Annotated in this window: 22 protein-coding genes; 16 read left to right on the top strand and 6 right to left on the bottom strand. The window is 40.4% G+C overall.

Annotation, left to right across the window (positions count from 1 at the left end):
• Nucleotides 1-51 precede the first annotated feature (51 nt).
• A complete protein-coding gene (locus tag KI343_RS15355; protein ID WP_212927303.1) occupies nt 52-1,899 on the top strand; it encodes a TcaA NTF2-like domain-containing protein in 1,848 nt (615 codons plus the stop codon).
• Between the two features lie 95 nt (nt 1,900-1,994).
• The gene (purU, locus tag KI343_RS15350) at nt 1,995-2,888 is read left to right on the top strand and encodes a formyltetrahydrofolate deformylase (protein ID WP_212927317.1); all 894 of its coding nucleotides are present in this window, start codon (nt 1,995-1,997) and stop codon (nt 2,886-2,888) included.
• Nucleotides 2,889-2,946: 58 nt separating this feature from the next.
• Here purU and KI343_RS15345 read toward each other — a convergent pair whose 3' ends face one another.
• Both KI343_RS15345 and pdxR read right to left on the bottom strand, forming a co-directional pair.
• Nucleotides 2,947-4,362, bottom strand: a complete 1,416-nt coding sequence (locus KI343_RS15345; RefSeq protein WP_212927302.1) for an alanine/glycine:cation symporter family protein — start codon at nt 4,360-4,362, stop codon at nt 2,947-2,949.
• Nucleotides 4,363-4,605: 243 nt separating this feature from the next.
• Nucleotides 4,606-6,003 (bottom strand): MocR-like pyridoxine biosynthesis transcription factor PdxR, encoded by a 1,398-nt coding sequence (gene pdxR / locus KI343_RS15340; RefSeq protein ID WP_212927301.1) that lies wholly within the window; start codon nt 6,001-6,003, stop codon nt 4,606-4,608.
• Nucleotides 6,004-6,120: 117 nt separating this feature from the next.
• On the opposite strand from pdxR, the gene pdxS reads away from it, so the two are divergent.
• Nucleotides 6,121-7,011, top strand: a complete 891-nt coding sequence (pdxS, locus tag KI343_RS15335; RefSeq protein WP_212927300.1) for a pyridoxal 5'-phosphate synthase lyase subunit PdxS — start codon at nt 6,121-6,123, stop codon at nt 7,009-7,011.
• A gap of 41 nt (nt 7,012-7,052) precedes the next feature.
• Entirely contained in the window at nt 7,053-7,661 is a 609-nt protein-coding gene (gene pdxT / locus KI343_RS15330) for a pyridoxal 5'-phosphate synthase glutaminase subunit PdxT (protein WP_212927299.1), read from the top strand.
• 89 nt (nt 7,662-7,750) lie between these two features.
• Here pdxT and KI343_RS15325 read toward each other — a convergent pair whose 3' ends face one another.
• Genes KI343_RS15325 through coaW form a run of 3 tightly spaced genes read right to left on the bottom strand, consistent with a single transcriptional unit; the run spans nt 7,751 to nt 10,005 of the window.
• Nucleotides 7,751-8,017 (bottom strand): DUF3006 domain-containing protein, encoded by a 267-nt coding sequence (locus KI343_RS15325; RefSeq protein ID WP_212927298.1) that lies wholly within the window; start codon nt 8,015-8,017, stop codon nt 7,751-7,753.
• 15 nt (nt 8,018-8,032) lie between these two features.
• Nucleotides 8,033-9,184, bottom strand: coding sequence for an MBL fold metallo-hydrolase (locus KI343_RS15320; protein WP_212927297.1), 1,152 nt, complete (start codon nt 9,182-9,184; stop codon nt 8,033-8,035).
• 32 nt (nt 9,185-9,216) lie between these two features.
• Entirely contained in the window at nt 9,217-10,005 is a 789-nt protein-coding gene (coaW, locus tag KI343_RS15315; protein WP_212927296.1) for a type II pantothenate kinase, read from the bottom strand.
• 246 nt (nt 10,006-10,251) lie between these two features.
• On the opposite strand from coaW, the gene KI343_RS15310 reads away from it, so the two are divergent.
• Together KI343_RS15310 and KI343_RS15305 are read left to right on the top strand one after the other, a co-directional pair.
• The gene (locus tag KI343_RS15310; protein ID WP_212927295.1) at nt 10,252-10,875 is read left to right on the top strand and encodes a 5-bromo-4-chloroindolyl phosphate hydrolysis family protein; all 624 of its coding nucleotides are present in this window, start codon (nt 10,252-10,254) and stop codon (nt 10,873-10,875) included.
• 13 nt (nt 10,876-10,888) lie between these two features.
• Nucleotides 10,889-12,052 (top strand): toxic anion resistance protein, encoded by a 1,164-nt coding sequence (locus tag KI343_RS15305; RefSeq protein WP_212927294.1) that lies wholly within the window; start codon nt 10,889-10,891, stop codon nt 12,050-12,052.
• 252 nt (nt 12,053-12,304) lie between these two features.
• On the opposite strand, the gene KI343_RS15300 is transcribed toward KI343_RS15305, so the two are convergent.
• A complete protein-coding gene (locus KI343_RS15300) occupies nt 12,305-12,658 on the bottom strand; it encodes a hypothetical protein (protein ID WP_212927293.1) in 354 nt (117 codons plus the stop codon).
• Nucleotides 12,659-12,882: 224 nt separating this feature from the next.
• Between KI343_RS15300 and KI343_RS15295 the strand changes: the two genes are divergently transcribed.
• The 10 genes from KI343_RS15295 to KI343_RS15250 all read left to right on the top strand — a co-directional run bounded on the left by KI343_RS15295 (nt 12,883) and on the right by KI343_RS15250 (nt 24,080).
• Complete coding sequence (locus KI343_RS15295; protein WP_212927292.1) at nt 12,883-13,701, top strand: purine-nucleoside phosphorylase; 819 nt, start codon at nt 12,883-12,885, stop codon at nt 13,699-13,701.
• Between the two features lie 263 nt (nt 13,702-13,964).
• Nucleotides 13,965-15,191 (top strand): CynX/NimT family MFS transporter, encoded by a 1,227-nt coding sequence (locus KI343_RS15290; RefSeq protein ID WP_212927291.1) that lies wholly within the window; start codon nt 13,965-13,967, stop codon nt 15,189-15,191.
• A 175-nt stretch (nt 15,192-15,366) separates the two neighbouring features.
• Nucleotides 15,367-16,101, top strand: a complete 735-nt coding sequence (pxpB, locus tag KI343_RS15285) for a 5-oxoprolinase subunit PxpB (RefSeq protein WP_212927290.1) — start codon at nt 15,367-15,369, stop codon at nt 16,099-16,101.
• A complete protein-coding gene (locus KI343_RS15280; RefSeq protein ID WP_212927289.1) occupies nt 16,098-16,868 on the top strand; it encodes a LamB/YcsF family protein in 771 nt (256 codons plus the stop codon). The genes pxpB and KI343_RS15280 overlap by 4 nt, the downstream gene beginning before the upstream one ends.
• Nucleotides 16,865-17,824 (top strand): 5-oxoprolinase subunit C family protein, encoded by a 960-nt coding sequence (locus tag KI343_RS15275; RefSeq protein WP_212927288.1) that lies wholly within the window; start codon nt 16,865-16,867, stop codon nt 17,822-17,824. The genes KI343_RS15280 and KI343_RS15275 overlap by 4 nt, the downstream gene beginning before the upstream one ends.
• A gap of 401 nt (nt 17,825-18,225) precedes the next feature.
• Nucleotides 18,226-19,395: a thiolase family protein gene (locus KI343_RS15270; RefSeq protein WP_212927287.1), complete on the top strand. Its 1,170-nt coding sequence runs from the start codon at nt 18,226-18,228 to the stop codon at nt 19,393-19,395.
• 2 nt (nt 19,396-19,397) lie between these two features.
• On the top strand, nt 19,398-21,017 hold the full coding sequence (locus KI343_RS15265; protein ID WP_212927286.1) for a long-chain fatty acid--CoA ligase: 1,620 nt from the start codon (nt 19,398-19,400) through the stop codon (nt 21,015-21,017).
• Between the two features lie 308 nt (nt 21,018-21,325).
• On the top strand, nt 21,326-22,282 hold the full coding sequence (locus KI343_RS15260; RefSeq protein WP_212927285.1) for an NAD(P)H-dependent flavin oxidoreductase: 957 nt from the start codon (nt 21,326-21,328) through the stop codon (nt 22,280-22,282).
• A gap of 51 nt (nt 22,283-22,333) precedes the next feature.
• Entirely contained in the window at nt 22,334-23,110 is a 777-nt protein-coding gene (locus KI343_RS15255) for an enoyl-CoA hydratase/isomerase family protein (RefSeq protein WP_212927284.1), read from the top strand.
• Nucleotides 23,111-23,138: 28 nt separating this feature from the next.
• Nucleotides 23,139-24,080, top strand: coding sequence for an MBL fold metallo-hydrolase (locus tag KI343_RS15250; protein ID WP_212927283.1), 942 nt, complete (start codon nt 23,139-23,141; stop codon nt 24,078-24,080).
• Nucleotides 24,081-24,200: the final 120 nt, after the last annotated feature.

Here is a 24,200-nt window from a genome sequence, read left to right as displayed (position 1 = left end):
TAGGCAACTTATCAAGATAAAGAGAAAGTTAATTGTAAAGGAGAGGCACCATTGCGTAATTTTTGTAAAGAATGCGGGAAAGCCGTTTCTGAAACGATGCGGTTTTGCAAACATTGTGGAACAGAGATAACTAGAAATGTACCAAAGAATGAAGCTCCGTTGCAGAAAACAGAAACGCATGCAGAGAATAATAAAAATAACACACAAAACCAGATTCAGACGAGAAAAACGAATAAGGGAAAGAAAGTACTGTCGAAAAAACAAAAAATAATGACCGGACTCTTTGGACTGCTTTTATTAGGAGGACTTGGTTTTGTAATTTGGGGAAACTATTATTATTCCGAGGCAAATACGGTTAAACGATTTCGAGATGCATTCGTTGAAGGGGAGGCAGGCACGCTCCAAAAAATGGTCACCGTGCAAGGGAATACGATTTCCAAAGAAGAAGCAGAAGCAATCACGCATCTTTTAACAGAGGACGATGACTATGATTTTGAATTTATAAAGGATAAGAATCCTGAAAAGCTATTTGAAGAATTGCCTGTTTTTAAAGTGGCAGCATCTAATAAAAAGGCGCTTCTGTTCTTTGACCAATATGAGATTGAAGCTGAGCCTCAATATGTTTCTATCTATTCTGATGTTCAAGGTGTCGAGACAACTTTTAATGAAAAAGAATTTCCGATGTTAGAAGAAGCGAGATCCTACACGGAATATGGTCCATTGGCTCCCGGTGTTTATGAAGCAAAAAGTGCCTATCAAACGGACTTTGGAAAGGTAGATAATCGTAAGACCGTTGTATTATTAAGCTCGGAAAATGAATATGAGTCTGAGGTAGAGGTGAGTGAGGTAACGCTAAGTGTATCAAAACTCTATGAACTGCCCTATGATTCAATTCAATTTATGATTAATGAGGAAAAGGTAGACATAGATATGGAAGATGATGATGTTACAGTTGGTCCTCTTCCGCTCGATGGTTCCATGGAATTAACCGGTGTTGCTAAAACCGGCTGGGGAGAGGTGAATATCGGTCCCATAGCTCTTACAGAGTCTTATCAGGATGTGGAAATGGATCTACTCAATGACCAACTGAAAGAAGCTATGTCTCAACTTATTCTTTCTTTTAGTGAAGACTATGTGGAAGCTTTGGCTCAGCAAGATGCATCCGCTATTGAAAATATTTCCGGTGCGCTTCAGGAAACGTTAGACTATGATTTGTTCAGCTATACAGATGGTAATGGATTTAGCGGAAGCCTGGATGAAGTAGGGATTAGCTTTACAGATATGATAGAAGTGGAAGATAATGTCTATGAAATCCCTGTTCAAATAAAGATGACAGGAACTTACGATAAAGATGGGGATCCGGAAGAAATCAAAAAAGATGCTGTCTTTCAGCTTCAATATAATAAAAACAATGGAGAATGGAATGTGTTTTATTTTAATGAAAGTTATTATACAACTGGATCTAATCTCGAATTTTATGAAGTATCTGGAGAGGAACATCAAGGTGTAACCGCTGATGACTCGGATGAAGAAGCTGATTCAGAAGAGGAGGAGCTTGCTGAAATCGAAGTGCTTGTAGAGAACTATGTATATGATTTAGTCGATGCCATTAATGCTGGCGACTACAGCTTGGTAGAAGGAAATATCGCTCCTGGCAGCGATTTTGATACGATGCAGAAGGATTTAGTTGCACGCTTATATGATGCTGGGTTGACCCAAGAAGTATTGTCTGCGGCAGTGGTGGATATGACAGAAATAGATTCTGGGGAATGGGAAGTCACGACAAATGAAACGATTGTATTAAACTATTCCAGCGGCGAAACGGAAACAGAAGATTATCAATGGGTTTATACCATCGAATTAACAGAGGATGGCTATAAAATAACGAATTTAGAATAACTTTTGAAATAATATAAAATACTTGACCTAGTATCCATTTATCCGCTAACCTATACTCTACGAATAAAAAGAAGTGAGGAAATAAGACAGTGAATATGCATACAGATAAAAGCGCAGACTTTTTTAAAGATCGTTATGAAAATAGAGCAAGATTAATTATTAAATGTCCTGATCAGCCTGGAATTGTTTCTGCAATTTCTACCTTTTTATGGAATCATGACGCAAACATTGTCTCGTCTAATCAATATACTGTAGATCCCAAAGGCGGCGAATTCTTTATGCGCCTCGACTTTGAGTATCAACCGGAAGCAGATATGGAAAAGGTGAAGGTAGAGTTTCAAGAGGTTGCAGATCGTTTTCAAATGGAATGGCGTTTAAACCTCGTTCATGAATTAAAAAATATTGCTATCTTTGTTTCTAAGGAGCCGCATTGCTTATTAGAGCTGTTATGGGAGTGGCAAAGCGGTGATTTAATGGCAAATATCCCTGTAGTGATCAGCAACCATGAAAATTCACGAAAAATGGTGGAGGCACTAGGAATTGATTTTTACCATTTGCCAATTACAAAGGAAACAAAACAAGAGGTCGAAGCAAAACAAAAAGAAATTTTAGAGGACTATGATATTGATTTAATTGTTCTTGCAAGATACATGCAAATCCTTTCACCAACGTTTGTGGAAGTGTTTAAGAACCGAATTATTAATATCCATCACTCTTTCTTGCCGGCATTTATCGGTGCAAGACCGTATGAGCGTGCCTATGACAGAGGTGTGAAGATGATTGGGGCCACCTCACACTATGTTACAAATGATTTAGACGAAGGCCCAATTATTGAACAAGGAACAGAGCCTGTCAGCCATGAGCATAATGTCGATGATTTGAAAAAAATCGGTCAATCCATTGAACGCCGTGTATTAGCACAAGCTGTCAAGTGGCACTTAGAAGATCGTATTATTGTATACGGCAATAAAACAATTGTATTTGAATAAACAAAAACAAAGAGGCGGGACGTATGCGTTCCACCTCTTTGTTTTGTCAGGAATTGTTTTATTCTTTTTCAGTTTCCCGTTCCCAGCATTCAATACCGGTTTGATCCTCAAGCGTATCCTTATAGAAGACAGGGTCTTTGCCTTCTTTTCGTTGCCTCATGTAGTCTTTTAATAAGATATTTGCTTTTTTAAATAAGATAGAAATAGCATAGAGGTTAATCAATGCTAACAATGCCATTGTCACATCAGCTAAAGACCAGACTAAGCCAAAGGAAGCTAATGTCCCGAATACAACCATCGCAAGTGCAGCAATACGATAAATAAATAGAATAGTCTTCGATTCTTTAATATAAGCAAGGTTACTTTCTCCATAGTAATAGTTTCCAAGAATCGAACTGAATGCGAATAGGAAAATAGCAATTGCTATGAAAACACCTGCCCACTCCCCGAGCATCTGTGTGAATGCTGATTGTGTCAAGGCGATTCCATCTTCTTCACTTCCGGCAAATCCGCCTGCTGATAAAATAATAAAGCCGGTTGCTGAGCAGACTAAAATAGTATCAAAAAATACGCCTAAAGCCTGAACTAGTCCCTGTTTGACTGGATGACTGACTTCTGCTGTTGCAGCTGCATTTGGTGCAGCCCCCATTCCGGCTTCATTGGAGAACAATCCACGTTTAATTCCCAGCATGATTGCTGCACCAAATCCTCCGCCAGCTACTTCACGAATTCCAAAAGCATTCTCAAAAATAAGCACAAGCATATCTGGTATGGCAGTAATGTTGAGAGCTAAGACGATAAGCGCTAAGCCGATATAAATAATCGCCATAAAAGGGACAATAATCTGAGAAACATTTGCGATGCTTTTCAATCCCCCGAAGATAACAATAGCTACCAGAACCGTCAGCGCCACAGCTATCCAAATAGGATTTATATTAAACTGCGAACTAAATGCAATGCTGACAGTATTTGATTGGACCGAGTTAAATACCAGTCCGTACGTAAAAGTAATCATAACTGCAAACACAATTCCAAGCCAGCGCTTTTTCATTCCTTTTTCAATGTAATAAGCGGGTCCGCCGCGATATTGGTTTTTATCTTTTTCTTTGTAAAGCTGTGCTAATGTACTTTCTACAAATCCAGAAGCAGCTCCGAGTAAAGCGATTAGCCACATCCAGAATAATGCGCCTGGTCCGCCAAGTGCAACCGCTGATGCAACGCCTGCCATGTTCCCGGTACCGACACGGGAAGCAGCGCTAATGGCAAATGCCTGGAAGGAACTGGTCCCTTTTTTGCCAGATGCATCGTAGGATTGTTTATCCGTTACAGCACGGAACATTTCTGGAAGCAGACGAAACTGCACAAACCCAGTTCTAATTGTAAAATAAAGTCCTAAACCAATTAGAACAATAATTAAAATATACGACCAGAGAAAATCATTCACATGGCCTAAAATTGATTCAAAAATACCCATAAAATCCATCCTTTTCATTAAAATAAAGGCTCTTCACCAAAATCTATGGCAGTTGAAGCGGAGGTCGTTATGCTATTAGCGACCGTCTCCGCTAATGTATGTCATTACCATACGTGTTAGATAATATAATAAATATACTGATTCTGATAGAAACAGACTAAATACCATTAGAGCAAGCAGGAAAGAATATGAACCTAAAATAGTACTCTATTTTTATAGAGAATAATTTATTATAGCATAAAATCACTTCTGACAGATATGAATGATATATTGGACTGCTTCTTCCAGCTTTTTTTCTTCAATTCCCGCAAAGCCAATAACAAATTGAGGATGCGTGACAACCGCATTTTTAGAGGCATAATAGGAAATTGGATAAAGCTTGATTCTTTGCTGCTTGGCTCGTTGGAGTATTTCTTCTTCTGTACCCCCGTTTCGCACCTCGCAAACAACATGCAATCCAGATTGTTCTCCTAAAAGTTGAATGGAGGGTTTATAAGCTTCAAATAGCTGATATACAAACTCAAATTTCTTTCTGTATATTTTTCGCATTCGATTTAAATGCTTTTCAAAGTGTCCTTCCTGAATAAAGCGTGCCAGCACATGCTGATCAATCCGTGACACCGTGGAATGATGAAAAGTAAGTCTCTCCCTGTACTGTGCTAGTAATTTCTTCGGTAAAATCATATAGCTGATTCGTAAAGAAGGAATTAATGATTTGGAAAAGGAGCCCAGATAGATAACCCGATCATTGAAATCCATTTTTTTCAACGGAGGGATGGTTTTTCCCACATAGCGAAATTCACTATCATAGTCATCCTCAATAATATAGCGATTCTCTGTTTCATTTGCCCATTGTAAAAGCTGATTACGCCGGTTGATGGAAGTCACCGTTCCGTAAGGGAAATGATTGGACGGCGTTACGTAAATATAATCAGGGCTTAAGTGTCGGACTGCTTCAATGGAAATTCCTTCTTCATTCATATCTAATGGGTGGCCTGAAAAACCGAAATGCCGAATTAATTTAACCATTAATTGATAACCAGGATCTTCAATTCCAAATATGGTAGAGCTGGGAAGTAAGGATAGAAGCTGCTGCATTAAGACTTCAATCCCTGCCCCTACGACAATCGTATCTGGGTCACAGTCAATTCCCCGTGCATGATACACATAGTGCGCGATAGCCTGCCGCAGTTCTCTATCTCCTTGCGCATCGCCAAGAAGCAGTAAATCGTGATTTGATTCATCAATGACTTGTCTGTTTAACCGCCTCCACAGCGGAAAAGGAAATGCCTCGGTATCAATTTTACTTGGAGAAAAATCAAATAAAACGGACGAAGCTTCCTCAGGTCTAGAAATTTCCTTTTTTCTAGGATGCTCAACAAATTCTAAATCACCATGTGCCAGTACATAAAATCCTTTTCTTGGCTGAGATGCAATGTAGCCTTCTGCAACAAGCTGTTCAAAAGCTGTTTCTACTGTATTTTGACTTACTTCTAAGTGGTTAGCGAGCTTTCGTTTTGAAGGCAATTTTTGCCCATAAGGAAGCCGCTCCTGCACAATTTCCTGTTTAATAAATTCATAAAGCTGTTCATACAAAGGTGTATCTATTGTCTTATCTAAGTGAACTGATAATAAATCCATTGTTTTCCTCCATTTAATAACTGACCTCATTAAAATATATAAAATTGGCACTTTTATTCATGTCATATCATTTTTATAATAATAAAAAAAGAAAGAATAATCTAGGGGGAAAATAACATGACAGATCGATTAACAGGTACAGACCGTGTAAAAAGAGGAATGGCGCAAATGCAAAAAGGCGGCGTCATTATGGACGTTGTGAATAAGGAACAAGCAAAAATTGCAGAAGAAGCCGGTGCGGTTGCAGTAATGGCATTAGAAAAAGTTCCATCTGATATTCGTGCAGCTGGCGGTGTTGCAAGAATGGCAGATGTAAGCATTGTGGAAGAAGTGATGGAAGCTGTATCGATACCCGTAATGGCAAAAGTTCGTATTGGCCATATTGTTGAAGCGCGTGTACTGGAATCATTAGGGGTAGACTATATCGACGAAAGTGAAGTTCTTACACCAGCTGATGACTTATATCATTTGGACAAAAAACCATTCACTGTGCCGTTTGTATGTGGTTGCCGTGATTTAGGAGAGGCGGCCCGCCGAATTGGAGAGGGTGCATCGATGCTGCGTACAAAAGGAGAACCGGGTACAGGAAATATTGTCGAAGCGGTTCGTCATTTACGTGAAGTACAGTCGCAGGTAAGAAGAATCGTGCATATGAACGAAGATGAGTTAATGACAGAAGCTAAAAATCTTGGTGCTCCTTTTGAAATTTTATTACAAATTAAAGAAGAAGGCAGATTACCAGTTGTAAACTTTGCGGCAGGTGGAGTTGCAACGCCAGCAGATGCAGCCCTTATGATGGAGCTTGGTGCAGATGGTGTTTTTGTCGGATCTGGTATTTTTAAATCGAATAACCCTGCTAAATTTGCTCGTTCCATTGTGGAAGCAACAACCTATTATCAAGACTACCAAAAAATTGGTGAGCTTTCTAAGGGCTTAGGGGAAGCGATGAAAGGGATCGATATAAAAACATTAAGAGCCGAAGAAAGAATGCAAGAGCGCAGTTTTTAAGTTTTAAGTCTTGTTGAAAGATGAAGGAGAGAGGGAAAAGCATGAGTGAGAACAACTATAGAGTCGGAATTCTTAGCATGCAAGGTGCAACGGAAGAACATGCTCGTCATCTGCATGATGTAGGACATGAGCCAATTCTTATTAAAAATAAAGAAACATTGGACAATGTAGATGCATTGATTATTCCGGGCGGGGAAAGTACTGCAATTTGGCGTTTGATGAAGAAAAATGACCTTATTGAAGCGATTCAGCAATTTGCACAACGAAAAAAGCCGATTTTTGGAACGTGTGCAGGTCTTGTTCTCCTTGGGAAAGACCAGGCAGAAGCAGAAACGAAGGATACGACAAAATTACAGCTGATGAATATACAGGTGCAGAGAAACGGATTTGGCAGACAAAAGGATAGCTTTGAAGCAGATTTAGATGTAAAAGGTATGGAAGAACCTTATCCAGCGGTTTTTATTCGTGCTCCTTATATTGAATCCGTAGGGGAAAATGTAGAAATTTTAGCTACATATGATGATAAAATTGTGGCTGCAAGAGAGGATAATCTACTCGTAGCGGCTTTTCATCCAGAATTAACGGACGATAATCGATTTTTAGATTTATTTCTTTCGATGGTGGAAGAGAAAACTGCATTACCGATTTGATAAAAAAGGCAGGGAGCCCATACACTTCGTTGGGCACGCTGCCTTTTCTTTTATTTTAATACATTAAAATTGAAAGTCATCTGTCATAACTATTTTCGTCTTTTCAACCTACTATTCTTTTTCTGATTCAATAATGTTTCTCGAAGATTAGTGGATCTTTGTGTTTTCTTCACACTTGTCTTGGCATCATGTGTGATCACTGGATTTACGTTTTCTGTTGATTCATCAATATTTACGGCAGATTTCACCTTACATTCATCTGGAAGTTCACGGATTGGAACATGAATTTCCCGATTTTCAGATTCGATTAAAATAACAGCTAAATCTCCTTCAAAACGATCGATAATTCCTTTCATCGCTTGCCAACTCCTTTAAAAATCACAAATCAGATCTTCGGACTTTATATCTGCAATCCGGCTTGGACCTAAACCGTCTATTACTCCCAGTTCATCCAAACTGTCAAATGGGCGTTTATCTATTATTTGATTTGCTCGGTCATCGCCGATATGGATAATCTTTGTTAATTGTTCTTTCGAAGCGTTGTTAATATCAATGCAGTGAGCGTCTTTCTTTTCTTCATTTGTAGCAGCAGAACGCTCTTGATCTTTCGCTTCTGCTGAACGCTGTTTCACTTCGTCGGAGGATTTTTTATCAGAAGCAGTAAGCTCCTCACTCATCTCTGTTTCAATGGCGTATTTCTCCCCATCTGTGGTAACAACAATGGTCCCGTCTATGTCAGTTCCAAACCAGTCAATATTTTTTTCATCTAATAACTCAATGACCTCTGGACTGGGATGCCCATAGGAATTATCCTCTCCTGCACTATACACGGCAATTTCTGGATGAACAGCATCTAAAAAGGCAGGGTCCGTTGATGTCTTAGAACCATGGTGCCCTAAATGTAAGAAAGTGCTGCCCAGAGAGGAAGTTTCTATTATTTCTTTTTCTTCTTTTACACCCGCGTCTCCAGTCAGAATAAAAGAAATTTGGTTATAAGCTAGGCGAATGCCAATGGATTCTTCATTCACTTTACCAGAAATGTCCCCAGGGTATAACACTTCCAATTCAATTGGCCCTAATTCATATTCTTCCCCTGTACGCGGTTCATGATAAGCGATATCCTGAGATAAGATATCCTCCATCGCCTTTTGGTACGTATTCGATGTACTTTCATTTCCGGACATCCATACTTCATTCACACGGAAATGCTCCATTACGTTAGAAAGCTGGCCGATATGGTCGGCATCCGGGTGACTGATAATAACTAAATCAATGGATGTAACGCCTTGGCTTTCTAAATAGGGAACGACCTCATTTCCTTGCCAGTCTCCTGTGTCAAAAAGGATGACCGCCTCTTCCTCTTCATCCTCCAATGTGAATAAAGTGGAATCTCCTTGACCTACATCAATAAAATGCGCTTTAAAAGCTCCGTCGACGATAGCTGATTGTGCAGTATCTGACCCTGCATGACAGCCTGCCAATACAAAAATAATGATAAAACTAAAATAAACAATCCTTTTCAAACTTTATTCTCCTTATCCTTTCATTCTTGGCGCTATTCAGCGTAGTACAAGGCGCCAATAGCACCTGCGTGGCTTCCTTTTTCTAAAAAGGTCAAATTATAATCAAACATGCTTTCAAAAGAAGCAATGACCTGTTTTAGGAGCGGATTACCGGTTAAAGCTCCACCAATCATGACAATTTCTTTTGTTTCCATTGATTTTGCGGTTAAACTGGAAAGCAAGACAAGGCTTTCTCCAATGAGCTGTGTTAATGCTGCCAGTTGGTCTTCTGGGGACACAGATGGATCCAGCTGATCTTTTCCAAAATTCGCAGCCGTTAAAGAAGCTTCGATAGGAGAATGACTAAATTGATAAATATCCGAAACCATCAAATCGCTGTTGGTTCGATCTCCTTTTGCAGCCATATCTACCAGCGTATGATAATCGGACGTATTTGCGATAATTGCTCCAAGGCCTGTAAACAGTCCGCCTCCAACCCCTGTTCCGGATAAACGTTTATTCTTATAAAAAAAAGAGGTGCCTGTCCCAATATTCACTAATAGGTAATCTGTTTTGAGCAGCTTTTTTTCCTCCATAAGCAAGTACTTTGTTCCTTCAATCACACATTTAAATTCCTTGAAAATAGAAACCGGTTTGTTACCTTTTATGCTTTCGGCTCTGCCGCCGGTCACGTGAAGAACTGCTTCAGGGGCAATCATCCTCAACCATGAAATGACCTCATTGATTTGCTTGGCAGGAAATGTTTTCAACCGAAGCTTACCGTTTTCTTCATAAGCTATTTTTATTAATGAGCCACCTGCATCAATACCAATTCTTTTCACGAAAAACACCCTCCTTGAAATTGAAGTTGTTGTTTTGGATCAATAGAATATTTAAATTATTGTACCATCCACAAGAAAGAACGCTCGTTCCTATGTTATCATAGTTTTCAAACGTTTAGATAAAGGAAGGTCTAAATTAAAAGAAATGAAACTTTTAAAACACTCATTCGTAATAGTATAATAAGAAGAAAGGTATAAGAAAAAATACACTTAGGCTAAAATGATTAATCACGTAGGAGTGAGGTTATGAGGGCGATATTGCAATTTTTAATGCAAAGCTTTGTTGGTACTGTCAGCCTGACAGTTATATGGCTGGTAAGCTTTTTTATATATGGACAAACCGTACTATTAACAAGTCTCTTTGCTGCGATTGGCGGCGTTTTGACATATGCCGCAACAAAACAAATATTAGATTATCGATTTGTTAAAAGTCAGGGATTAACCAAAAAAGAGTATAAATTTATCGATACAAATTTAAAAGAAGCAAGAGGTAAGATAACACGAATGCAAAAAGCGTTATTTAGAGTCAGATCGCTACAGCATGCCAAGGAGAATTTGGCCATCGTAAGAACTGCACAAAAAATATATAACAATGCAAGAAAAGAACCATTACGTTTCTATCAAGCGGAGAATTTCTTCTACAACCATTTAGATTCACTTGTTGAATTGTCGGAGCGCTATGCTTATCTTTCCAGTCAACCTTCACCGTCCATCGAGATGCAAAAGTCGTTAAAGGAAACGAGGCAAACACTTAGCGCATTCAGTATAACAATAAAGAAAGATTTACAAGTGATGCTCAGAGATGATTTAGAAACATTAGATTTTGAACTGGATGTTGCCAAACAAACATTACGCCGTTCCAAAAAATAAGGGGGATATTTATATGCCGACAAACGAACAGTCCAATGATTCCATTGATGATTTAATAAATAATCCATTCGGTGAGAGAACCGAAGTGCCTGCAGAAAAATCAGAGCAGCGTATAGAAAATGCAGATGCACCACGACTTGTTGATAAGCTCTCGAGCGACCACCGTAAGAAAGCAGAACAATTAGCGCAGCAAATCGATACAACCAATCAACAGTCGCTAGTGAAATATGGTGTAGAAGCACAGGCAAAACTGCATCAATTCTCTCATGAAATGTTAGAGCACGTACAAAAACAGGATGTCAGCCAAATTGGTTCTATTCTGAACGAACTGATGAAAAAGCTGGAGGGTATTGACCCTTCTGAACTACAGCAAGAGAAGACTGGATTCTTTTCACGTTTATTTGGGAAATTATCCAAGTCTGTAAATGAAGTTCTATCCCGTTATCAAAAAACAAGCGCGCAAATTGACCGCATCAGTGTCCGTTTGGATCGAAATAAGGACTTACTCTTGTCTGATAATGAGATGCTGGATAAATTATTTGCTACTAATCGTGATTACTATGATGCGTTAAATATTTACATTGCAGCTGGGGAGTTAAAGGTAGAAGAAATTAACAATAAAATCATTCCAGAACTCCGTAAAAAAGCAGAAATCAGCCAAAGTCAGATGGATGTTCAAGAGGTTAATGATATGCTGCAATTTGTGGATCGCCTGGAAAAACGGACGCATGATCTTAAGCTAAGCAGACAAATTACCATGCAAAGTGCCCCGCAAATTCGTCTTATTCAAAATACGAATCAAGCACTTGTCGAAAAGATCCAATCATCTGTTTTAACAGCTATTCCTCTTTGGAAAAACCAAGTCGCCATTGCACTGACTTTGCTTCGACAACGCCATGCTATGGAAGCACAAAAGCAAGTTTCTAAGACTACGAATGATTTATTATTAAAAAATGCTGACATGTTAAAAGAAAACACGGTTGAAACAGCAAAGGAAAATGAACGCGGTCTGGTTGATATTGACACATTAAAACAAACACAAGAAAAATTAATGTCTACCATTGAAGAAACACTCCAAATTCAATCGGACGGACGCAAGAAACGTAATGAAGCAGAAAAAGAATTAATTACCATGGAAGAAGAACTGAAGCAGAAAATGTTGGAGTTTAAAGAATAATTTCTACTGAATAAGGATTTTTGTATCAGAATAAGATACAGAAATCCTTTTTTCATTACATTAGAAAAAACTGGAGCTCGCTCGGAAATAGGCTGGATGCGCTCCGAAAAAGCAGAAAGCGCTCCAAAAAAGAGAAATGCGCTCCAACCCAAGCTGAATCCGCTCCGAATCAGAGGAGAGCGCTCCATCCAATCTGAAATCCGCTCCAACCCTAGGGGGAAGCGCTCCAATCAAGCTGGAAACCGCTCCAAACTAGGGGAAGCGCTCCATCCAATCTGGAAACCGCTCCGAATCAGGGGGGAAGCGCTCCACCCAAGCCAGGATCCGCTCCAAGATCAGAGGAAAGCGCTCCACCCAATCTGAAATCTGCTCCGAATCAGGGGGGAAGCGCTCCACCCAAGCCAGGATTCGCTCCAAGATCAGAGGAAAGCGCTCCAACCAAGCCAGGATCCGCTCCAAGATCAGAGGAAAGCGCTCCATCCAATCTGGAAACCGCTCCAAAACAGGGAAAAAGCGCTCCACCCAAGCCAGAATTCGCTCCAGGATCAGAGGAAAGCGCTCCATCCAATCCGAAAACCGCTCCAACCCAAGCCAATCACACTCCAAAACCTTATTCTTAACTCCCTCCCTAAGCAAGAATGACATTGACAATACAGCAATGATTGCATACTATTATGGTGATGATTCAAGATGTATTTGCTGTATCTTGCTCAAGTAAAGATACGTATACATTACGCACGATAAGGGAAATTATTTTACATATTCCCATTTAACAGGCATCGTAATTTAAGCGTTGTTTTGTTAAAAATACATTGAAGGAGGCAATATTTATGCATCAGACAAATCAAATCAAAGAAGCAAAAGAGTTTATTCAAGGGAAAACAGATGTAACACCTGAAATCGGAATTATTTTAGGGTCTGGATTGGGAGGACTAGCAGATGAATTGGAAGATGCTGTAGTCATTCCATATGAAGAAATTCCTTATTTTTCTAAATCAGCAGCTATTGGACATGCAAACCAGCTTGTTATCGGAACCTTACAAGGAAAACGCATTGTAGCAATGAAAGGCCGTTACCATTATTATGAAGGTTACACGCTAGATGAAGTTACTTTCCCTGTACGTGTTATTCAAGCGCTCGGTGCGGAGAAATTGATTATTACCAATGCTTGTGGCGCGGTAAATACGGAATTTAACCCTGGTGATTTAATGTTGATTACCGACCATATTAATTTAGTTGGAACCAATCCATTAATTGGTCCAAATAACAATGATTTAGGCACTCGTTTTCCAGATTCCTCTGAAATATATAATCGTGAACTTCGCGATTTGGCAAAAAGGATTGCTGAAGAAAATAATATTACCTTACAAGAAGGCGTATATGGCTGGTGGAGCGGCCCTGTTTATGAAACACCAGCAGAAATCCGTATGATTCGAGTGCTTGGCGGCGATGCAGTTGGCATGTCTACCGTGCCGGAAGCGCTTGTTGCTGTGCATGGCGGGTTAAAAGTACTCGGCATTTCTTGTTTAACCAATATGGCAAGTGGAATTTTAGATCAACCGCTAAACCATGATGAAGTAATTGAAGTTGCTGCACAGTCACGCAGCAAATTTGTACAACTTGTAAAAGAGGTTATTCACCAAATGTAAATGGCAGTGTCAGGCATAACGTGAATAGCAGAAACACGCATCTAAAAGGAACCAGCTAAGCATAGATTACCCTTCGTTATATACGAACAAACTATTGACGAGGGTAATCTCTATGATGGAGAGATGAGCGGGTTTTAGGGACACGTTAGTGAAATATGAAACAGAACTATTATTCCAATGTATCCGTAAAGCATCGATTTGTAACTTCTAATTTAAGAGATATAAAGCTTAATAGTTTTGACTGATTAGAAAGAAGGCTTATCATGGAAGGTATGGAAAAAGGGAAGAAAGATTCAAATCAGCTACAAGTTGTTCTCCTTCTTGTCGGGATCATTGTTGTAGCTTTTAACTTACGTCCAGCAATTACCTCAGTTGGACCCATTATTGGTTTAATAAGAGATGACATTGCTATTTCGAATGGTACAGCAGGATTACTTACGAGCTTGCCGCTGATTGCCTTTGCGGTTATCTCTCCTTTAGTTCCCAACCTTGCTCGTACATTTACAAAAGAGAAAGCATTAATCATTGGACTCATTTTGATTATTATTGGTATTCTTGTACGTTCTATTGCAATATTTATTTTATTACTGTTAGGTACTTTTATTGTTGGGGCAGGAATTGCTATTTGTAATGTTCTTTTGCCGAGTGTGATTAAGGATCGTTTTCCTTTAAAGGTTGCACTTTTAACAAGTGTTTATACAACAGCAATGAATATTTTTGCAGCATCTGCCTCTGGATTGAGTCATCCTTTAGCAGGAAATCTTGGTTTAGGCTGGCAGCTATCTTTGCTGGTTTGGACAACGCCAGCCGTTCTCGCTATTGTTGTCTGGGTTATTATTCTAAATAAATATAAAGAACGTGAAGAAAAGGTTCAAATGAAATCAGGCGGGGTACTATCCGGTAATCGTATGTGGAAATCACCATTAGCATGGATTGTTGCTATTTATATGGGATTGCAATCAACAATGTTTTATGTAACTATTTCGTGGTTGCCAGAGATTTTGCATGATTATGGATTGAGTATGGAAACAGCAGGATGGTTAGTATCGTTAACACAACTTGTCGGTTTGCCTGCTAGTTTCTTCTTGCCTATATTGGCGGGAAGAATGAAGAGACAATACCTTATTGCATGCTCTATGGGGCTCTGTGCGCTAGTCGGCTATGGCTCATTACTGCTTGGGAACTCTTGGCTTGTTCTTTTGTTCAGTCTCCTTTTAATTGGAATCACCTTAGGCGGAGGGTTTGCCCTTGCCTTAACGTTTATTGGCTTGCGCTCTAGAGATGCTGAACAAGCAACAGAGCTTTCTGGAATGGCTCAATCTGTTGGCTATCTTTTAGCGGCTGTTGGCCCGTTTGCAATCGGCTCTATTTATGATTTGACGTCGACATGGACAGTGCCTCTTCTCGTATTAATGACGGTAGGTGTTTTCATCATCTTTTTCGGTTATCATGTTGGAAAAGATCGTTATGTGCTTGATAATAATAACTAATATCCGTAAGAAGCCCTGTTAAGAGTTATATCTTAGCGGGGCTTTTTGCACATATGCTGTCAACCATCTTAGCAAATGTTCTAAAATCTTGGCACAAATCATTCGTTTCTGCAAAAAAATAGGTGTACAATATAAATACAGAAAGTTCAGAACTAAAGAGAAAAGGTGATGCATGATGTATCCCATTCAACTGTATGGAGACCGCGGTGTACGTATCCAATTTGGTAATACAATTGACAGGCAAGTAAACGGAAACGTTCATCGCTTTGCAAGTCTGCTAGAAAAATATCCAGTGAAGGGAGTCGAGGAGTGGATTCCTGCGTATACCAGCCTGACTATCTATTATAATCCAATGGAAATCACATATACAGCGCTTGAAAAAGAACTTAACCAGCTCCAAAAAATAATGGGCGAAATAGATGCCCCTGTATCTAGGAAAATCACCATCCCAGTATGCTATGAAAAAGAATTTGCTTTAGATATAGAGGATGTTGCTGCGTATCATCAGCTTTCTTTTCAAGAGATAATCCGTTTGCATACAGAACCGCATTATTATGTTTATATGATGGGGTTTATGCCTGGTTTTCCTTATTTGGGCGGTTTATCTGAAAAACTTGTTATGCCGAGGCTAAAGAATCCGAGAAGTGTTGTGGAACAAGGAGCGGTAGGTATTGCTGATCAGCAGACAGGGATTTACCCTCTACAATCACCAGGAGGATGGCGGATTATTGGAAAAACCCCAGTGCGTCTCTATGACGTTCGGAAGGAGGAGGCAGTCCTTTTACGGGCGGGGGATATCCTGCAGTTTGAACCAATTAATCTAGAAACCTACTTTAAAATAGAAGAAGCAGTCCAAAACGGAAGTTATCAGCCAAAAATCTGTCGAGAGAAAGGGGATAATCCTTTATGAGTTTATATGTCGATTTGAATTGTGATTTAGGAGAGAGCTTTGGTGCATATCAAATTGGCCAGGATGATAGCGTCATGGAATGGATTACCTCAGCGAATATCGCCTGTGGATATCATGCGGGCGACCATAATGTTATGCGAGCAACGGTAGAAAAAGCAGTAAGAAATCAAGTGGCAATCGGGGCACATCCGGGATTTCAGGATTTACAAGGTTTTGGCCGGCGCCGCATGCAGGTTACTCCAGAAGAGGTTTTTAATCTAATCGTCTATCAAATTGGTGCGCTGAGCGGATTTGCAACGCTTTTTGGAACAAGAATTGCACATGTGAAACCCCATGGTGCACTATATTCCATGGCAGCAGTAGACAGGGAATTAGCTGCTGCTATTGCGGAAGCCATCTATCACGTAGATAAACGTATGATTTTATTTGGGTTAGCCAATTCACAGCTTATAAAGGAAGGTAGAAAGCGGGGGCTTCAAGTGGCAGAAGAAGTCTTTGCCGATCGGACTTACCAGCCAGATGGAACGTTAACACCCAGATCAGCATCGAATGCAATCATTCAGGATGTCGATGTAAGTGTAAGCCGTGTTATTCGAATGGTGAAGGAGAATAAAGTAGAGGCAGTCGATGGAACGGATATAGCTATTCAGGCAGATACGATCTGTGTGCACGGTGATGGTGCCCAAGCGGCTATTTTTGTAAAAAAGTTGGCAGAGGCATTATCTGGACAGCATATCCAGATACGCGCAGCAGGTGAAAGCAAATGAGGGAAGTTATGGAAGTGGTCAAACCGGGGTTAGCTACAAGTCTTCAGGATTTAGGGAGAAACGGCTTTCAAAAATATGGTCTGCCCCCATCAGGTGCTATGGACTTCTTTGCTCATCGTATTGCTAACCTGCTCGTTGGAAATGAAGAGGAGAAGGCAACGCTGGAAATTATGTTAATGGGTCCCCGGTTAAAAATATTACAAGATACGGTTATAGCCATTGGCGGTGCCGATTTATCAGCAACAATCGATGGAAATCCCATACGTCCATGGAAAAGCTATCGTATTTACCAGGGACAGATCGTATCATTTGGTAAAGCCGTAAATGGGACATATGCTTATCTAGCAGTTGCAGGCGGATTTTTTGCCGAGGAAGTAATGGGAAGTAAGTCCACTTATACGTCAGCGCATATCGGCGGTTTAGATGGACGGATTTTGCAAAAGGGAGACTGCTTATTAACGGAACAGGCAGATATAGCGTATGTTCGGGCAGGAAGATATCTAAAAAAGACAGATATGCCGAATTATGAACAGCATCGTCCGATTCGTGTTATCCCCGGTCCTGACATGTTTGCTTTTGCCAACAAAACGTACCAGCAATTTTATCAAGAAAGCTATCTGATTACGGGACAATCCAATCGAATGGGCTACCGTTTAGCCGGGAAAGCACTGCCCCATGTGCGTCAAGCAGATATTATTTCCGACGGTGTTCTCCCGGGGACCATCCAAGTTCCGGCGAATGGGCAGCCAATTGTACTCTTATCTGATCGGCAGACAACTGGAGGATACGCTCGAATTGCTACTGTCATTACAACAGATATTCCGCTGCTTGTGCAAAAAAGAATAGGTTCAAAAGTTCAATTTTCATCTGTATCTTTAGAAAGAGCGCAGGCAGATTATCTGCAGCAGGAACGTTATTTACAAATGCTGCGAACAGCTATGCAACAGTCCATTTAAGAAGAGTTTGCCTGCCTTAAAGATGCCATTAGGACGATTTTTAAATGGCATCATTATCTTTCTCTCAGTTGATATTTCTTTTATGGCGGGTATACGAGAAGGATTAGTGCAAATGTGTAATATGGTTGGACTTTTAGTTGTTAAAGGATGAAAAATCGTACGTCATACGAATTGAAATACATTATTCTTACTTGACATTCCAATACCTACACCATAAAATTAAGTTTGAAAGCGTTTACCATAAGCCGGTATTTAAAAAGGCCGCATAACATGCCACCTCTGAATAAAGAACTTCTGCTTGATTGTCCATATAATGCATAAGATAAAGGCCATGGGAGCTTGCAAGTTTAAGGCGATAACTGTTTTATATCCTTTCAAAACGGAAATAAGGAGGACAATAAATGCGAGATGCCGTCATTATAGAAGCAGTGCGAACACCGATCGGCAAGAGAAATGGTTTTCTTAGCGAAATAAGGGCAGAAGAATTAGCCGCAGCACCTCTGAAAGAAATAATACGTCGCACCAGTTTAGATGCCGCACAAATTGATGATGTCATTATGGGATGTGTGACACAAATAGGAGAACAGGCTGTTGATATTGCGAGACAGGCAGCACTTATTGCAGGTTATCCAGCCAGTGTACCTGGAACGACGATTGACCGTCAATGCGGCTCTAGTCAGCAGGCGATTCATTTTGCTGCTCAGGCGATTATTAGCGGTGATATGGAAATCGTTGTTGCTGCAGGCGTAGAGAGTATGTCTCGCGTCCCGATGGGAGCAAACCATCAAGGTGTGAAGTGGAATACGGTTTTACGGGAAAAATATGATTTGGTGCATCAAGGAATTGCAGCAGCTAACATTGCGCAAAGATGGGGAATTTCGCGCGAAAAAATGAATGATTATTCATTCAAAAGCCATATGCGGGCGATAAAAGCGCAAGAGAAAGGTTTTTTTCATAAACAAATCATGCCTGTTGTCGTTAAACGAGCTGATGGAACGACAGCTTGTTTTCATGAGGATGAAGGACCCAGGAAGGACACCTCCGTGGAAAAATTAGCTGCGCTGCCTGATTTATTTATAGAGAATAGCGGCATTACAGCAGGAAATGCTAGTCAAATGAGTGACGGGGCAGCAGCACTTCTCATAATGTCTAGTGATAAAGCAAAGGAGCTTGGCTTTGTTCCGCGCTTTCGGATTCTGGCTCGCAGTGTGGTTGGCTCTGATCCTGCAGCGATGTTAACAGGTCCCATTGCAGCGACAAAACAGGTCTTGAAAAAAGCCGGGTTGGTCTTAGAAGATATCGATGTTTTCGAAGTCAATGAGGCATTTGCATCGATTCCTTTGATGTGGATGAAAGAATTCGGGGTAGATGAAGAAAAAGTCAATATGCATGGGGGAGCTATAGCCTTAGGGCATCCTTTAGGCGCAAGCGGTGCGAGGCTAATGGTAACGTTGATGCATACCATGGAGCGATTGGAATCTCGTTTCGGACTGCAAACCATGTGTGAAGGATTAGGTATGGCTAATGGCACCATCATTGAACGATTAACAGATGAGTGGGGAGGAAATTAAAAATGATGCAAACGCAGTTAACTCTAACAACAATGGTCAGGCATGCAGAGAAGTACTTTCCAAATAAAACGGTTATTTCACGTACATTAGGCGGCGTTCAAACCATTCCGTACAGGAAGATTACAGAACGTATTCATCGGTTAGCGGGTGTCCTGAAGAACTTAGGTGTGAAAAAAGGGGATAAGGTTGGTACGATAGCGTGGAACCATCACCGGCATTTAGAGGCTTATTTTGCTATCCCATCAATTGGGGCAGTACTGCATACGATTAATCTTCGCGTTTCACCGGACGACCTAGCATATATTATTAACCACGCAGAGGATAAAGTATTGCTGGTGGATGAGGACTTATTTCCATTACTTGAACGAATTAAGGATCAAATCAGTAATGTGGAAAAAATTATTATGATGACGGATAAAGATGATTTACCAGAAACAAGCCTAAAGAATGTGGCATCCTATGAATCACTGCTTCAAGAAAGTGATCCCGACACAGCACTAAGCGAAGATATTAATGAAAATGATATGGCGGGTTTATGTTATACCTCTGGAACGACAGGCAGACCCAAAGGTGTCGTCTACTCACATCGCGGGATTTATTTACATAGCCTAGCTCTCGGTCTAAAAGACACCGCAGAGCTGTCGGAGGAAGATACGGCAATGCCAGTGGTTCCAATGTTTCATGTGAATGCTTGGGGAATACCTTTTGCCGCTCTGTGGTTTGGGACGACGCAAGTGTTGCCAGGACCAATGCCAACACCGCAAATTTTAGCGGAATTAATTGAGGAACATCAGGTTACGATAGCAGCTGGAGTACCGACAATCTGGCTTGGTTTACTGCAAGCATTGGAAAAAGGAAATTATGATACAAGCAGCTTACGTTGTATTCTTTGTGGCGGGTCAGCTGCTCCGAAAGGGATGATTCGGGCATTTGAATCCAAATATAAGATTCCTTTTGTTCATGCATATGGTATGACAGAAACTTCTCCAATTGTGACATTAGCCCGTTTAAAGAGCTATCAGCGGGATCTGGACGAAGAAGAACGCCTGGAATTACGCGCACGCCAAGGTATGGTAGTACCTGGGATTGAAATTAAAGGCGTAAATGAGAATCGTGAAATTCCTCATGATGGGGAGGCTGTAGGTGAACTGCTTGTTAGAGGACCTTGGATTGCTGATTCTTACTATAAAAATGACCGCAGTGAGGATTCCTTCCGTGATGGCTGGCTCCATACAGGGGATGTCGTTAATATTGATGAAGAAGGCTCTGTTAAAATAGTTGACCGTACGAAAGATATGATTAAAAGCGGCGGGGAATGGATTTCTTCTGCGGACTTAGAAAATGCTTTAATGGCCCACGAGGCAGTTTTTGAAGCGGCGGTCATTGCCGTACCTGATCCAAAATGGCAAGAGCGTCCCGTGGCATGTGTGGTATTAAAAGAAAATGAAAAATTAACAGAAGAAGATATGAAGCAATTTTTAGAGCCGCAGTTCGCAAAATTCTGGATTCCAGATAGAGTTTTAATTATGGACGAAATTCCAAAAACATCTGTCGGAAAATTTTTAAAGCGTGCACTGCGAGATCAAGTGAAGGAGCAGCTTTCCTTATCAGACCCATCGTAAGGGGAAAGGTAAAAATAGTAATTTCATATTGTGGCACGAAATAGAATAATCGTTGAGTATATTATTTTAGTTCGGCAGCGTCCATCATCCCTCATTTGAAATAGGGGCCTTATGGGCGCTCCTGTACTTTACATTGCAACTTGCAATCTTGTGGGATTTGTCCATGTATTTCTTCCGCTGATTGGATAATTTAAATTTTAAATTTTTAAGTTGGAAAAGATGTAGTTAATCTTAGAAGTTCTCAGTGCAAGAAAGTATCGTTTCTTTAACTGATCATTATTATTCAGAAGCAAAAGGAGCTGTTCAAAATGCAAGTAACCGAGATAAAGAAAAGAATGGAGCTGCCAGTTATTATGGCTCCGATGTTTTTGATTTCAAATCCAACCATGGTTGTCAGTGCTTGTGAAGCAGGGATCATTGGAACCTTTCCAGCTTTAAATGCACGTACGACAGAGATTTTAGACAGCTGGATGGCAGAAATTAATGAGAGATTAGCAGAAAAAACAGAGTCAGATCCAAATGCCAAAGTTGCCCCTTGGGGAGTTAATTTTATTAGTCATTCCTCAAATAAACGATTTTTGGAGGACTTAGAATTAATAGAGAAGCATCAGCCGCCAATTGTTATCACGTCTTTGGGAGATCCCTCTCCAGTTGTAAAAGTAGTCCATGCTTATGGCGGCCTTGTTTTATCGGATGTGATCGATGTGAAGTTTGCTAAGAAAGCATTGGAAAAGGGCAGTGATGGATTAATTTTGGTAGCAAGTGGAGCCGGCGGCCATGCAGGTACGTTAAATCCATTTGCATTTGTGGATGAAGTACGCAGCTTTTTTGATGGTCCGTTAGCTTTAGCGGGGACAATTACAAAAGGAGAACAGATAGCGGCTGCAGAATTATTGGGGGCTGATTTTTCCTATATCGGAACGCATTTTATTGCAACGAAGGAAAGCGGAGCAAGTGAAGCATATCAAGATACGATTATTCGATCAGCTGCTGCAGATATTATATATACCCCTGCTTTTAGTGGTATACCAGCCAATTACTTGATTCCGAGTATTGTTAAAGCGGGCCTTGATCCAGAGAATTTACCAAAAAAAGCGGGCCTTGATTTTAAAAAGCTATCTGATTCCTCAGCCAAGGCATGGAAGGATATTTGGGGGGCTGGTCAAGGTGTCGGCGGAACCATGAAGTCTCAATCCGTACAGGACGCTGTGAATGAATTAAAAACGGCATACAATCGTGCAAAAAATATCCATCAGCTTACCTAGCATAATTTATGTTGACATCGGATGATCATAGATGAGGGAGAGAGAAGAACAATGACAGATGCAATTCTATATGAAAAGAAAGATTCGATAGCCTATATATCGATGAACCGTCCTGAGAAACGAAATGCCTTGTCGATTGAGATGGCAAACGGTTTTGTGGAAGCGTTGAAGGATGCAGAAAGGGATGCTGCTGTGAAGGCTGTTATTATTAGTGGAGAAGGAAAGGTATTTTCAGCTGGCGGTGATTTAGAAGTACTTCATACATTAGACAACAGTGCTAAAATTATGGAATATATGAAACAAGCGTTAGAAATTATTCAAACAATCCGAGAGCTTGATAAATATGTTATTAGTGCCGTCCATGGTTTTGCGGCAGGAGCGGGCTTTAGTATTGCCGTTGCTGGAGATTTTGTGGTAGCAAAGGAAGATGCTAGCTTCGTGTGCAGTTTTACAAATGTGGGTATTATTCCTGACTTAGGCTTATTAAAGAAATTAACCGATAATCTACCAGGTGCGATTGCTAAGGAATGGATTTCTTCTGGAAGGCCTGTATCTGCAGAGGAGGCGTATCAGCGCGGGATTGTAAATAAAGTAACAGAAGGAGATGTATTGGAAGCAGCGGCAGATTATGCTAGATTCATTGTAAATGGACCGCCACTTGCGAATAAATTTGTGAAGCATATGGTTAATCACGCTGATGAGTGGAGTAACGGCACAAATGATTTGCAAGAGACAGCTATTCAAACGCTATTGCTGCAATCAGAGGATAATAAGGAAGGTATTCAGGCATTTTTTGAAAAAAGAAAGCCGAACTTTAGAGGGAAGTAAAGGATTTCTAAAAGAGGAAGTGACGTCCATGTTAGAAGAGTTAGGAATTAAACGAATTACGTTAGCGTTGCCTTTTCGGCTCAATCATGTAAATTGTTTTTTGGCAGAAGAGGATGACGGTTATAAGATTTTAGATACTGGTTTGCATAATGAGGAAACAAAGAAAATCTGGGATCAAGAAATAGAGGGGAAACAGATTACGGATATTATTGTTTCGCATTATCATCCAGACCATTTTGGTTATGCTGGGAAGCTGCAAGAAAAAACAAATGCGAAAGTGTGGATGTCAGAAATAGATTTAGAGGATGCCCTTCAAGCGTGGGAACAGCCTTTTTTAGAAAATCTGTGGGAAAATTATCATCGGGCAGGTATTCCAGATGATATAAGCAGAGCTCTGACAGAGAATACGGCAGCATTTGCGCCACTAGTAACGCCATACCCAAAGGTGGAACACTTCCTCAAAGAAGGTGACAGCCTTTCTTTTGGAAAGTATGCATATGAAATTATACATACACCAGGTCACTCGGATGGTTTAGTCACTTTTTATAATCAGGAGAAGAGCGTTTTGTTGGCGACAGATCATATTTTGCCGAAAATCACACCGAATATTTCGTACTGGTTCCACGGGGATCCGAATCCGCTGGCTAACTATTTAAATTCCTTGGAGAAGATAAAGAAACTGGATGTGGAGTGGGTTATTCCATCTCATGGGGACCCGTTTCCGAATGCATCCAAGCGGATCGCTGAGATTGAAGCGCATCATGACGAGAGATTAAGCAGTCTGAAAGAAATGCTGAAAACGGGCTTGAATGTTTACGAAACGATGGAAAAACTCTTCCCGAAAAAGTTAGCTGTCCACGATACTCGATTTGCAGTGGGAGAAACAGTTGCTCATTTAGAATATTTACGTTTGGCGGGTGAATGTAAACGTGAATTAGTAGATGGTGTTTATATCTATCAATCTTATTAATCTGCAATTCATTCATAGAGAGGTGCTCTTTACGGGAAGGATGACATCTTTCATTCTACAGAGCTTCTATTTACAGGTTCCTTTCTGTTTCATTTTAAGCGTCAATTGGTATATGATGAT

Origin of the sequence: Oceanobacillus sp. J11TS1 (genome assembly GCF_018333215.1) — a bacterium.
GTDB lineage: Bacteria > Bacillota > Bacilli > Bacillales > Amphibacillaceae > Oceanobacillus.
Note: the sequence above shows the minus strand (reverse complement) of the source record. Positions and strands in the feature narration are given on the sequence as shown.